Annotated in this window: 11 protein-coding genes; 6 read left to right on the forward strand and 5 right to left on the reverse strand. The window is 68.9% G+C overall.

What is annotated here, in order from left to right:
* Positions 1 to 120 precede the first annotated feature (120 nt).
* Positions 121 to 1146 carry a polysaccharide deacetylase family protein gene (locus ACIBQX_RS24330; RefSeq protein WP_397008139.1) on the forward strand — a complete coding sequence of 342 codons (1026 nt, stop codon included), beginning with the start codon at positions 121 to 123 and terminating at the stop codon, positions 1144 to 1146.
* On the opposite strand, the gene ACIBQX_RS24335 is transcribed toward ACIBQX_RS24330, so the two are convergent.
* Positions 1143 to 2003, reverse strand: a complete 861-nt coding sequence (locus tag ACIBQX_RS24335; RefSeq protein ID WP_397008141.1) for a hypothetical protein — start codon at positions 2001 to 2003, stop codon at positions 1143 to 1145. The two genes, ACIBQX_RS24330 and ACIBQX_RS24335, sit on opposite strands and share 4 nt — an antisense overlap.
* Positions 2004 to 2446: 443 nt before the next feature.
* On the opposite strand from ACIBQX_RS24335, the gene ACIBQX_RS24340 reads away from it, so the two are divergent.
* Positions 2447 to 3001, forward strand: a complete 555-nt coding sequence (locus ACIBQX_RS24340) for a hypothetical protein (RefSeq protein WP_397008143.1) — start codon at positions 2447 to 2449, stop codon at positions 2999 to 3001.
* A gap of 195 nt (positions 3002 to 3196) precedes the next feature.
* On the opposite strand, the gene ACIBQX_RS24345 is transcribed toward ACIBQX_RS24340, so the two are convergent.
* Positions 3197 to 3610 carry a VOC family protein gene (locus tag ACIBQX_RS24345; RefSeq protein WP_397008145.1) on the reverse strand — a complete coding sequence of 138 codons (414 nt, stop codon included), beginning with the start codon at positions 3608 to 3610 and terminating at the stop codon, positions 3197 to 3199.
* Between the two features lie 338 nt (positions 3611 to 3948).
* Between ACIBQX_RS24345 and ACIBQX_RS24350 the strand changes: the two genes are divergently transcribed.
* Positions 3949 to 6000: a protein kinase gene (locus tag ACIBQX_RS24350; protein WP_397008147.1), complete on the forward strand. Its 2052-nt coding sequence runs from the start codon at positions 3949 to 3951 to the stop codon at positions 5998 to 6000.
* 54 nt (positions 6001 to 6054) lie between these two features.
* Positions 6055 to 7029, forward strand: a complete 975-nt coding sequence (locus ACIBQX_RS24355) for a malate dehydrogenase (protein ID WP_397008149.1) — start codon at positions 6055 to 6057, stop codon at positions 7027 to 7029.
* 27 nt (positions 7030 to 7056) lie between these two features.
* On the opposite strand, the gene ACIBQX_RS24360 is transcribed toward ACIBQX_RS24355, so the two are convergent.
* Together ACIBQX_RS24360 and galE are read right to left on the reverse strand one after the other, a co-directional pair.
* Positions 7057 to 7182 carry a hypothetical protein gene (locus ACIBQX_RS24360; RefSeq protein ID WP_397008151.1) on the reverse strand — a complete coding sequence of 42 codons (126 nt, stop codon included), beginning with the start codon at positions 7180 to 7182 and terminating at the stop codon, positions 7057 to 7059.
* 68 nt (positions 7183 to 7250) lie between these two features.
* A complete protein-coding gene (gene galE, locus ACIBQX_RS24365; protein WP_397008153.1) occupies positions 7251 to 8198 on the reverse strand; it encodes a UDP-glucose 4-epimerase GalE in 948 nt (315 codons plus the stop codon).
* An 86-nt stretch (positions 8199 to 8284) separates the two neighbouring features.
* On the opposite strand from galE, the gene ACIBQX_RS24370 reads away from it, so the two are divergent.
* Positions 8285 to 9598: a hemolysin family protein gene (locus ACIBQX_RS24370; RefSeq protein ID WP_397008155.1), complete on the forward strand. Its 1314-nt coding sequence runs from the start codon at positions 8285 to 8287 to the stop codon at positions 9596 to 9598.
* A gap of 14 nt (positions 9599 to 9612) precedes the next feature.
* Positions 9613 to 10617, forward strand: coding sequence for a tryptophan--tRNA ligase (gene trpS / locus ACIBQX_RS24375; RefSeq protein WP_397008157.1), 1005 nt, complete (start codon positions 9613 to 9615; stop codon positions 10615 to 10617).
* A 34-nt stretch (positions 10618 to 10651) separates the two neighbouring features.
* On the opposite strand, the gene ACIBQX_RS24380 is transcribed toward trpS, so the two are convergent.
* Positions 10652 to 11902 (reverse strand): ATP-binding protein, encoded by a 1251-nt coding sequence (locus ACIBQX_RS24380; RefSeq protein WP_397008159.1) that lies wholly within the window; start codon positions 11900 to 11902, stop codon positions 10652 to 10654.
* Between the last annotated feature and the right edge of the window lie 210 nt (positions 11903 to 12112).

A 12112-nucleotide genomic window follows, 5' to 3' on the forward strand; every position in this document is an offset into this window, starting at 1 on the left:
TACGGGCGGCCCTTTTCTGTGCTGGTCAAGACCATCTCTTTGATGATCGCTGGCGTGGCACGGTTGATCACCTGGGTAAGAGCTCTCCGTAACCAGTCGTACGCGTTTCGGGGGGTTCGAATGCGACTGCCTTTCATCAGTGGCGTGGGTGTGGTCGTGGTCGCTGCGATCCTCTCCGGGTGCGGTTCCGAGCCGGTGGCCCAGGTCAAGGACACCAAGGCGGAGGCCGCCGCCAAGCTGCAACGGAGCAAGGCCGCCAAGGTCGCGGCCGCGGCCAAGGTCAAGGCCAACGAACTGGGGCAGATCCCGGTGCTCATGTGGCACCGCATCGTCCCCAAACCGGCCACCACCGACGACCGCACGCCCGCGAAGTTCCGCGAGGATCTCGAACGGCTGGTCAAGGACGGCTACGTGCCGATCACGGCGGCGGAGCTCGTCACCGGCAAGATCGACATCCCGGCGGGCAAGCACCCGGTCGTCCTCACCTTCGACGACTCCTCGCCCAGCCAGCTCACGCTGGACGCGATGGGCACGCCGCAGAAGGACACCGCGATCGCGATCCTGCAGGACGTGGCCGCCAAGAACCCGGGCTTCCGCCCGGTCGCCACCTTCTACGTCACCCGCGACATGTTCGGCAAGAGCAAGCGGGAGGAGCAGTCGCAACTGCTGATCTGGCTCAGGGACAACGGCTTCGACATCGGCAACCACACCCGTGACCACCACAACCTGCGCGGGCGCACCAAGCAGCAGGTCGAGGAGCAGATCGGCAGCATCGCCGAGACAATCACCTCGCTTTCCCAGACCAAGCCGGTCTCCATCGCGCTGCCGTACGGCAACCAGCCCAACAAGAAGGAGTGGGCCCTGCGCGGTCCCCACTACCAGCACCGCGCCGCCTTCCTGGCCGGCTACACGCCCGCGCCGTCGCCGTACAGCAAGTCCTATGACCCGCTGGGCATCCCGCGCATCCGCGCCATGGACAAGAAGGGCGACTGCGCGCAGTTCTGCTCGACGGCCTGGCTCGACTGGCTGAAGGCCAACCCGGACATGCGCTACACCTCCGACGGAGACCCGGCGACCGTGGCGTACCCGAAGTTCAAGAACCCGTTCCTGCGCACGTCGTACAAGGCCCGCTCGCTGATGTACTAGCGGACGCGGCCGATCAGCACCGCGAGTGCCACCGGGTCCAAAGGCAGGTTCACCACGTCCGCCAGCCGGCCGGTGGTGGCGACCAGGCCGCCGGGGCCGAAGCCGAGCACACGGTGGATCTCGGGGAGTTTCGTCCGGTGGTTCGTCCGGGTGTCGACGAGCTCCACCCCGGTGGCCGTGGTCACGCTCACGTAGCGGCCGTCGTGGGAGATCGCCGGGGTCGGGGCGGACCCGCGCGGCAGCGGATCGGTGAGCTCGTGCGTCACACCACTGGACAGGTCCAGCATGACCAGGCGGCCGGTGGCGTCGTCGAGGTAGACGACGTGGAGGCCGTCGCCGCTGAGCGCGAGGGGCGCGGCCCTGCCGGGGCCCACGTCGGCGCGGGCCTGGACCAGGGGATGGCCGTCCTCCGTCGCCGTGCCGTCGTCCGCGTACAGCCTCCACTCGTTCGTCGACCGGCTCGCGTACCGGGCCGGTCCGCTGAAGGCGCCCGCGGCGGCACGCCGCTCGTCCGGCGGCTCCGCCTCCCCGTACGGCGTGACGGTGGCGAGGCCGACGGCGAGCAGCGCCGCGGCGAGCACCGGCCAGGGCCGCCCGGACGCCAGGCTCAGAGCCCGCAGCACGTCCACCGGGCGCGAGGTGGCCACGGCCTTCGCCGCCGCCGGGCTGCGGCCGGTGGGTCGCCACGGGGCCATGGCCTTCACCACCGCCAGCGTCGGAAGTCCGAAGGCGAGAAGCCAGCCGATCACCTTCAACGCGTAGGGGATCTCCGGCAGGCCGCTGCCCGGTGCGATCCACAGCGCGACGATCGTGCCGCCCGCGAGCAGCGTGCGCGCGGAGTCGGACCGGATCGCCACCTCGGCGTGAACGTGAGAAGCGGCGGCGCGAGCATGACGCCGATGGGCCGGCGAATACGCCCGCCGTCCCGGGCGAATCGCAACTCCGCCGTGACAATGCTGAGAAACCAGCCGCTGAATGCCAGGTAAAGGCCGCCGCGGAAGGAATCGTTGGTATATCCGGCGAGCATGAAGCCCGACCCGATGCCCGTCCCCGCCCACATGAACCGCTGCCGTACATGCAGGTGGCGCAGAATGCGGTCCACGCTGAACGCCGTGACGACCAGCATGTGCCGGTCCGCGAAGTTGTCCACGGCAGCCCGTTGAACGGGTGCGCGGACGCCTCTAAAGGCGAATATCCACCCCGTCGCCACCACTAAGAGAAATGTGATTGATACCATGCACTGCCTTTGGCCACCCGGGGAAAGTAGCCGAATACTTATTCGGCCGACAGGGGTGAATAAGTGGTCGCTGAAGAGGCGTGGGCACGCCGGAGCCCTGACGCCGGCGCCGCGCCCGCGGCCCAGGTACGGCGGATGCTCCTGCTGGGGTGCGCGCTCGCGGTCGCGGTGCTGGGGGTTGCGGGGTTGTCGCTGGGCGGCCTGACCGTCCCCCTGCTGGCGCAGCACCGAGCCGAGGGAGGCGGCTCGATGCGGGTCGCCGACGACCTCGGCAGACCCACCGGTGTCGGCCTCGAGGCGAAACTGCGGTTCGTCAACGAAGGCTGGTTCCCCGTCACGGTCACCGGTGCGGGCCTGCGGGCCGACGGCCTTCAGCTGCTCTCGGTGCAGGCGGATGGCGACCACCCGTTCCCGCACACCATCCCGGCCGGCGGATCCGTGGTGCTGTCACTGACCATGGAGATCACCGACTGCGCGAGCGCGGCCACCACCCGGGCCCGCGTCGAGTTCCAGGTGGAGCGCTGGTGGGGGACCGTGACCGGGACCGCCGAGCCGCAGTCCCTCTTCCCCGAGGAGCCGTGGCAGGACTTCCAGGTCAGGACCGCCTGCGGACAGTGAACGTGCGGCCGGCCCCCAGGGGTCGGCGATCGCCGGTGACGCGGCGAGCGGGGGCAGGGAGAGGAAGACGGCGCCGAGAGCGGCGGTCGGCGTGTTGCGGCTCACCACCACCCACCTGACGGTGATCGGTGCGCCAGAGGCGCGGATGGCCGTCTACGCCCCCGCGGAGGCGGCCGGTGTCAATGGGGGCGGTGGCTACTCGGCGTAGGGCTGGTCCGTACCGTGAGAGCTGTAGCCGAGACTCCAGATGTAGCCGTCCGGGTCCGCGAAGGAGCCGCCGTACCCGCCCCACGGCAGGGCGCCGGCGGGCTTGAGGACCGTGGCGCCGGCCTTCTCCGCTTCCGCGAGGATCTCGTCGACCCGCGCCTCACTACGGACGACGTAGGTGAGGACCAGCCCGCTGAAGCCGCTGCCCTCCGGGCTCGTGCCCACCTGGTCGGCCAGGCCGTCACGGCCGTAGAAGCCGACGGGGGAGGCCCCGTCGGACTCGAAGAACACCGAGACGCCGTAGTCGTCCTTGATCTTCCAGCCGAGCCCCTCCGTGTAGAACCGCTTGGCCCGGTCCATGTCCTGGACGCCGAGCAGGATCGAGCTGACGTGCGCTTTCATGCCTTGTCTCCTTGGTGTGCGAGGGATGATGCATCTGCGAGACACGCTACAAACGGCCCCGTCCCGGGCGCTTCTCCATTCGTGCTCGCTTCGGCCGACGTCGGCAGGGCCGGGTCGGCGACACCTTCGAGGGCCGGCTGCTCAGGGCGCGCGGCGGCCCAAGGAGAAGAACTGAGAGGATGTACGTCGCGCTGGTGCGATGAAATGGGGCGTGTGTCACCATTCCTGACAGGTGCGCGGCAAACCGTGACGTCACGAACGGTTAACAGTTCTCTGGGAAGTAGTCCGGCGTCGTAAAGTTTGCGTGGTCGGGCTTTGTGCACACGTGGGGAAGACGAATGCCGCAGATCTCGCCGCTCGTAGCCGGCGATCCCACCCAGTTGGGGTCGTTCGAGCTGTCCGGGCGGATCGGTGAAGGCGGCCAGGGCATCGTCTTCCTGGGCGTCAACGACCAGGGCGAGCGCGCGGCCGTCAAATTGCTGCACGTGAAATTCACCGGTGACACCATCGCCCGGTCCCGTTTCGCCAGAGAGCTGAAGGCCGCCAAGCGGGTGGCGTCGTTCTGCACGGCCAGGGTGATGGAGGCCGACCTCGATGGCGACACGCCCTACATCGCCAGCGAGTACATCGAGGGCCCGGCGCTGAAGGAGATCATCGACAGCGAGGGGCCGCTGCGCGGGACGGTGCTCGACCGGCTGGCCATCGGCACGGCCACCGCGCTGACCGCGATCCACCACGCCTCGATCGTCCACCGCGACCTCAAGCCCGACAACGTGCTCATCGCCGCCGACGGGCCCCGGGTGGTGGACTTCGGGATCGCCCGGATCATCGACTCGAGCGGGACCATCACCAGCAGGGCCATCGGGACGCCCGCCTACATGGCGCCGGAGCAGATCGCCGGCGACGAGGTCGGGCCCTATACGGACGTGTTCTCGTGGGGGGCGACGATCACGTTCGCGGCCACCGGGACGTCCGTGTTCGAGGGCAGCTCCATCGCCGCCGTGCTCAACCGGATCCTCAACCACGAGGTCGACGTGGGGATGATGCCGGAGCCGCTGCGCGGGGTGGTGCGCGCGGCCCTGTCCAAGTCGCCCGCCGACCGGCCGTCCGCCGACCAGATCCTGCTGCGGCTGCTCGGCCAGCCCGAGACCGTGGGCGCCTCCACGGCCGTGCTGACCCAGGGCGTGCAGGTGGCGAGCGACGACACCACGCCGTTCTCGCGGGTCTCGCCGACGCTCGCCAAGCGGGAGACCGGCGGCACCGTGGCCTCGCCCGCCCCCGCCACATCGCCCCAGCACACCGGTGGCATGGCCCATCAGCAGACGGGCGGCACCTCACACCGGCACACCGGTGGCGTGGCCCATCAGCAGACGAGCGGCACCGCGTCCCAGCACACCGGAGGCGGGCCGTACCAGCACAGGGGCGGCCCGGTTCAGGAGACCGGCGACGCGGCGCCGTACCAGCAGATCGGCGGCGGCTCGCCGGCACCGGTGCCCGCGCGGCGCGGGCGCCGGAGGTGGTGGGTGGCGCTGGCCGCCACGCTGGCCCTGGTCGTGGCCGCGGCGGTGGCGGTGGCGGCGCTCGCCGTCGCGAACGGCTGGCCGCCGGCGCTCTTCGGCGACACGGCGGGGGAGGAGCCCTTCGACGCGCACCCCTCGGCCGCCTACTCGTCCGTGGCGGACAAGGCCGCCAAGACCGGGAAGCTCGTGGTCGGGGTGAAGGGCGACCTGCCGGGCGTCGGCCTCCAGCGCGGCGGCGACTTCGAGGGGTTCGACGTGGACCTCGCCAAGCGGATCGCCGAGGAGCTGGGCGCCGAGCAGACCGACTTCGTCGCCGTGTCCAGGGGCAACAGGGCCGGCGCACTGGCCGAGGGCCGGGTGGACCTGGTGATCGCCACCTACTCCGTCAACGACGACGACGTCGAGTTCGCCGGGCCCTACTACCTCGCCCACCAGGATCTGCTGGTGCGCACCGGGTCCATCGACTCGATCGACGACCTGAAGGGCAAGAAGATCTGCGGCGTCAACAGCCCGTCCGTCGGCTTCGTGCAGGACCGGGTGAAGGTCGAGCCGGTCCCGGCCGGCAACTACGCCGAGTGCATGGACCTGCTCAGGAGCGGCGGCGTGGACGCGGTGCCGGGCGACGACCTCATCCTGGCCGGGTTCGCCAGCCGGGAGAACCAGCGCTACAAGGTGCTCGGCGCCAAGCTGAACGACGAGCGCTACGCCGTCGCGCTCAAGGAGGGCGACGTCAAGACCTGCAAGGCGATCAACGGCGTGATCGCCGACCTCTACCGCACCGGGTTCGTCGAGCAGCTCATGAAGAAACATTTCGCCAACGTGGAGTTCACACCGGAGTCGAAGGTGCCCGCGATGAAAGCCTGCGGATGACGACCGGGTAACATCCGAAAGTCAGTGAATCTACCTGCGAGTTAGGGGAAGGCCATGGCCACGCCCGTCAAGGTGACCGTCACCGGAGCAGCCGGTCAGATCGGCTACGCGCTGCTGTTCCGCATCGCGTCGGGCCAGCTGCTGGGCCGGGACGTCCCGGTCAAGCTGAGCCTGCTGGAGATCCCGCAGGCGGTGAAGGCGGCCGAGGGCACCGCGATGGAGCTCGACGACTGCGCCTTCCCGCTGCTGTCCGGCATCGAGATCACCGACAGCGCCGACGTCGCCTTCAATGGCGCGAACATCGCGCTGCTGGTCGGCGCCATGCCGCGCAAGGCCGGCATGGAGCGCGGTGACCTGCTCGGCGCCAACGGCGGCATCTTCGGCCCGCAGGGCAAGGCGATCAACGACCATGCCGCGGACGACATCAAGGTCCTGGTGGTGGGCAACCCCGCCAACACCAACGCGCTCATCGCGCAGCAGAACGCGCCGGACGTCCCGGCGGACCGGTTCACCGCGATGACCCGCCTCGACCACAACCGCGCCCTGTCGCAGCTCGCGGCCAAGCTGCAGGTCCCGGTGACCGAGATCAAGCACCTGACGATCTGGGGCAACCACTCCGCCACGCAGTATCCCGACCTCTTCCACGCCGAGGTCGGCGGCAAGATCGCGGCCGACCAGGTCGACCCCGAGTGGCTGCGCGACACGTTCATCCCGACGGTCGCCAAGCGCGGCGCCGCCATCATCGAGGCCCGTGGCGCGTCCTCCGCCGCCTCGGCCGCCAACGCGGCCATCGACCACGTCCATGACTGGGTCAACGGCTCGGAGTGGACCTCGGCCGCGGTCGTGTCCGACGGCTCCTACGGCGTGCCCGAGGGGCTCATCTCGTCGTTCCCGGTCCGCGCCGTGGACGGCAGGTTCGAGATCATCCAGGGGCTGGAGATCGACGGGTTCTCCCGCGAGCGCATCGACGCCTCCGTCCGCGAGCTCACCGAGGAGCGCGACGCGGTCCGCGAGCTGGGCCTGATCTGACCTTCGCCCACCCGGCCCATCCCCGGCCTACGGCTGGAGCGGGGTGGCCGGGTGGGTGGCCGCGGGGCCGCGTGGGGTGGGGTCGGGTGTCGCGAACACCACCCCGGCGGCGACCGTCATGCTGGCGAGCACGACGAGGATGCCGAACAGCACCTTCGTAACCCTTGGTGAAAAGTTCCTCACATTTCGTATCAGAGCATAAATTCTGCGCCGGTACACGGTCAATTGTCGGAAAGCGCATCCCAGGCATCGGAGACGATGTCCCGCAGGGAGGTCCGCTCGGCCTTCCACCCCAGCTCACGCTGGATCTTCTCGGACGAGGCGACCAGCACCGCCGGATCCCCGGCACGGCGCGGGCCGACCACCGAGGGGATCTCGTGCCCGGTGACCTCACGGCAGACCGAGATCACCTCCTCCACCGAGAAGCCGGTGCCGTTGCCCAGGTTGTAGACCTTGTGCTCGCCCTCCTTACAGGCCTCCAGCGCCAGCAGGTGCGCACGCGCCAGGTCGGAGACGTGCACGTAGTCGCGCACGCAGGTGCCGTCGGCCGTCGGGTAGTCGGTGCCGAACACGCTGACCGACTCCCGCTCGCCCGTGGCGACCTTGAGCACGTTCGGGATGAGGTGGGTCTCCACGGCGTGCCGCTCGCGGTAGTGGCCGTAGGCGCCGGCGACGTTGAAGTAGCGCAGGCTGACCGCGCCCAGACCGCGCAGCCCCGCGTACGCCGACAGGGCGGTGTCCACGGCCAGCTTGGAGGCGCCGTAGGGGTTCGTCGGCCGGGTGGGGTCGCTCTCCTGGATCGGCGCCCGCTCCGGCTCGCCGTACGTGGCCGCCGTCGAGGAGAACACGATCTTGCGTACGTCGCGCTCGCGCATGGCCTCCAGCAGCGCCAGCGTGCCGCCGAGGTTGTTGGCCCAGTAGAGCTCCGGCTTCTGCACCGACTCGCCGACCAGTGACTTGGCCGCGAAGTGCAGCACCGCGTCCACCCCGTCGAGCGCGCCGCCCGCGTCGGTGATCGGGGCCTCGACGAACCGCGCACCGCTCGGCACCGCGTCCGCGTGCCCGGTGGACAGGTCGTCGAGCACCGTCACCTCATGACCGGCCTCGATGAGCTGCGCGGCGACGACGCTGCCGACGTATCCGGCACCTCCGGTGACCAGCAGCCTCATGTTCACTCCTGTCTGAATATGTTTGATTTTGTACGGCTTGCCGTTCAGCATACGCGGGAAAGTCGCCGAGTACGCTGCCAAACACCATGTTTGACACCGTCGCGGCCAACATCGCCCTGGTTCTGCTGTTCATCCTGGTCGGCGGGTTCTTCGCCGCCGCCGAGATGGCCATGGTCTCCTTGCGCGAGAGCCAGGTCCGCAAGCTGTCCCAGCTCGGCCGCCGTGGCGAGCGGGTGGCCAAGCTCGCCCGCGATCCCAACCGGTTCCTGTCCGCCGTGCAGATCGGCGTGACCGTCGCCACCATGCTCTCCGCCGCCTTCGGCGCCGACCGGCTCGGCATGCAGCTCTCTCCCGTCCTGGAGGGGTGGGGGGTGCCCACCGCGGTCTCCCCCCTGCTCGCGCTCGTGCTGGTGACGCTGGCCATCTCGTACGTCTCCCTGGTGCTCGGAGAGCTGGCGCCCAAACGCCTGGCCCTGCAGCGGGCCGAGGGGCTGTCGTTGGTCGTCGCCCCGTTCCTGGACAGCCTCGCCACCCTGTCGCGCCCCGTCATCTGGGCGCTGTCCAGGTCGACCGACGGCGTCGTCAGGCTGCTCGGCGGCAACCCGAAGGCCGACAGGGAGGAGGTGACCACCGAGGAGCTGCGGGACATGGTCGTCGGGCACGCCGAGCTGACCCCCGACGAGCGCAACCTCATCGCCGAGGTGTTCGCCGCCGGCAAGCGGCAGCTGCGCGAGGTCATGCTGCCGCGCACCGAGGTGGAGTTCATGGAGGCCGACACGCCGCTGGCCGAGGCCGCGGTGCTGGCGGCCGGGCTGCCGCACTCGCGCTTCCCCGTCTACCGCGAGTCCTATGACGAGGTCATCGGGTTCGTGCACGTGCGGGACCTGCTGGACCCGGTGCTCACCGGGCGCACCGAGCCGCTGAGCGAGCTGGTGCCCATCAGGCCCGCGAAGTTCGTGCCCGCCTCCAAACGCCTGCTCACGACCCTGTCGGAGATGCGCGACGAGGGGCAGCACATGGTCATCGTCATCGACGAGTACGGCGGCACGGCCGGCATCGTGACCATGGAGGACCTGGTCGAGGAGCTCATCGGCGACATCAGGGATGAGTACGACATCGAGGACGACACCGTGATCCTGCCCGCCGGCGAGATCGAGATCGACGGCCTGACGAACCTCAACGACTTCGCCACCGAGACCGGCATCCGGCTGCCCGACGGGCCCTACGAGACGCTGGGCGGCTTCGTCATGGCCATGCTCGGGCACGTCCCGGAGCTGAACGAGCGGGTCGAGGTGCCCGGCTTCGAGCTGACCGTGACCGAGCTCGACGGCCGCCGTATCGCCAGGGTGAGAGTGAAACGCCGAGGGCCGGTCGAGTCGCCTCCCGAACAGGATTCCTGACACAATTGCCTGCTATGGCCAGACCTCGTGTACTCTCCGGCATCCAGCCCACAGCGGACTCCTTCCACCTGGGCAACTACCTGGGTGCGGTTCGTCAGTGGGTCACGCTGCAGGAGACCCACGACGCCTTCTACTGCGTGGTGGACCTGCACGCGATCACTGTCGCGACCGAGCCCGCCGCCCTGCGCCGCCGCAGCCGGGTCGCCGCCGCGCAGCTCTTCGCCGCCGGGCTCGACCCCGAGCGCTCCACGGTCTTCGTGCAGTCGCACGTCCGTGAGCACACCGAGCTGGCGTGGATCCTGATCTGCCAGACCGGCATGGGCGAAGCCGCCCGGATGACCCAGTTCAAGGACAAGTCCGCCAAGTTCGGCGAGCAGGCCGCCAGCGTCGGGCTGTTCACCTACCCGATCCTGCAGGCCGCCGACATCCTGATCTACCAGGCCAACAGCGTCCCGGTGGGCGCCGACCAGAAGCAGCACCTGGAGCTCACCCGCGACCTCGGCCAGCGCTTCAACCACCGCTTCGGCGACACCTTCACGATCCCGGAGCCGTACATCCTCAAGGAGGTCGAGAAGATCACCGACCTCCAGGACCCGTCGGCGAAGATGTCCAAGTCCTCCTCCAGCCCCGGGGGCATCCTGGACGTCCTGGAGCAGCCGGGGCCGCTGCGCAAGAAGGTCATGCGCGCCGTCACCGACACCGGCTCCGAGGTGCTCTTCGACGAGGAGAACAAGCCGGGCATCTCCAACCTGCTGCGCATCCAGTCCGCGCTCACCGGGACCGCCATCCCCGACCTGGTCGCCCGTTACGAGGGGCAGGGCTACGGCACGTTCAAGAAGGACGTGGCGGAGGCCGTGATCGAGACGTTCACGCCGATCCGCGAGCGCACCGAGAAGCTCCTGGCCGACGAGGTGGAGCTCGACCGCCTACTGGCCATCGGCGCCGAGCGCGCCCGCCTGGTGGCCCGCCGGACCATGGCCGAGGTCCGGGACCGGGTCGGCTTCCTCCCCACCCTCTGACGCCGTGGGGGCGGGCCCTGACAGCCCGCCCCCGTCACTCCTCCCCGGAGCGTGTCGTCCACAGGGCGGAGATGGGAAGGCAGGTCAGCCCGTCCCCGAAACTCAGCGACTCCGACCCGCAATAGAGAACGAACCCCGCTCGCATACGGTCACCCAGGCGCCGCTGAAGAAGCCGAAGCCCCCGAAAATCCTCACTGCGTACGGTCTCCGCTGACTTGACCTCGATACCGATGATCTCGCCCGCGTTGTTCTCGATGACACCGTCGACCTCGTACTGATCCCGGTCCCGGTAGTGGAACAGCCGTGCGGGAGTGTTCGACCAGGTGAGCTGCTTGCAGATCTCGCTGAGGACGAAATTCTCCAAGAGGCCGCCCAAAGGCGCCGCGCCGGTGCCGGTCGTCAGGTAGCCGGCGAGCCCGGGGTCGACGAAGATCACTTTAGGCGTCGCGACAGCACGCGTGGTGGCATTGGCCGACCAGCCGGGCAGGAGACGGACCAGGAAGATCGTCTCCAGAATGTCCACATAGTGACGAACGGTCGGGTTGGATACCTGCAACTCGTTCGCGAGCCTGTTGATATTGAGGAGGCCGGCGGTCTGACCCGCCAGGAGGGAGATGAGGCGGCGCATCTCGCTCGCTCGCGCGATATCGGCTACTTGCTGGACGTCGCGCGCGAGCAGATCCGCGACGTACGCCTCGAAGAAGCGCTGCCGACGCTTCGGAGCGGTCCTCTTGACGGCTTCCGGATAGCCACCACGTGCAGCCAGGGCCAGGTAATCCTTCTTCCGCAGCCCGAGCCACTCGCTGCGCAGGTCGGCTCCCTGATCGAACGACGCGTCGACGAATCCATCCTCGTGCCCGTCGATCTCCCCCACGGACAGTGGCCACAGCTCGATGGTCTCGGACCTGCCAGGTAGCGCGTCAGGGAGACTGCGCAGGCCAAGAAGCCGGGCAGAGCCGGTGAGAAGAAACCGTCCAGGACGGGGATCCCGATCCACGACATGCTTGATCGCGAGCCATAGATCCGGAACGCGTTGCACCTCATCGATGAGCATGAGACCGGGATGCTGCACGAATCGGATCGGGTCGTCGTGCGCTGATACGCGTACCGTCGGATCGTCGAGAAAGCGCGCGACGCCGTTCGGCGCGTTGCGCCACACCCTCTCGGCCAAAGTGCTCTTACCCACCTGACGGGCACCGTTGATGACCACCACACGTGTGTCATCCAAGGCCTCGTACACCAGGGAAGCCGCACGTCGTGGGAGGTAATCGATGGCTTCTCGCATGGGTCCAGCCTAGCTGCGTTTTTAAGTCTGCCGTGGGTCGCCCTTTAAATCTGCCGAGCCTGGGTCTTAAAATCTGCCGAAGATCCCACTTCAAACCTGCCGAATTGTTCACGCTGTAGGCGGGAGGGCTCGGTGGAGGTTGTGGCGGCCTGATGTAGGGCGTGGTACAAAGTTCGCCCGGTGGATACAGAAGCCCGCTTCAGGGCAGGT

Source organism: Nonomuraea sp. NPDC049714, assembly GCF_044465295.1.
GTDB lineage: Bacteria > Actinomycetota > Actinomycetes > Streptosporangiales > Streptosporangiaceae > Nonomuraea.

Excerpts from the sequence above, each read along its gene's own strand:
- ACIBQX_RS24330 (WP_397008139.1), top strand. The coding sequence starts at position 121 with ATGCGACTGCCTTTCATCAGTGGCGTGGGTGTGGTCGTGGTCGCTGCG.
- ACIBQX_RS24345 (WP_397008145.1), bottom strand. The coding sequence starts at position 3,610 with ATGAAAGCGCACGTCAGCTCGATCCTGCTCGGCGTCCAGGACATGGAC.
- ACIBQX_RS24350 (WP_397008147.1), top strand. The coding sequence starts at position 3,949 with ATGCCGCAGATCTCGCCGCTCGTAGCCGGCGATCCCACCCAGTTGGGG.
- ACIBQX_RS24355 (WP_397008149.1), top strand. The coding sequence starts at position 6,055 with ATGGCCACGCCCGTCAAGGTGACCGTCACCGGAGCAGCCGGTCAGATC.
- galE (WP_397008153.1), bottom strand. The coding sequence starts at position 8,198 with ATGAGGCTGCTGGTCACCGGAGGTGCCGGATACGTCGGCAGCGTCGTC.
- ACIBQX_RS24370 (WP_397008155.1), top strand. The coding sequence starts at position 8,285 with ATGTTTGACACCGTCGCGGCCAACATCGCCCTGGTTCTGCTGTTCATC.
- trpS (WP_397008157.1), top strand. The coding sequence starts at position 9,613 with ATGGCCAGACCTCGTGTACTCTCCGGCATCCAGCCCACAGCGGACTCC.
- ACIBQX_RS24380 (WP_397008159.1), bottom strand. The coding sequence starts at position 11,902 with ATGCGAGAAGCCATCGATTACCTCCCACGACGTGCGGCTTCCCTGGTG.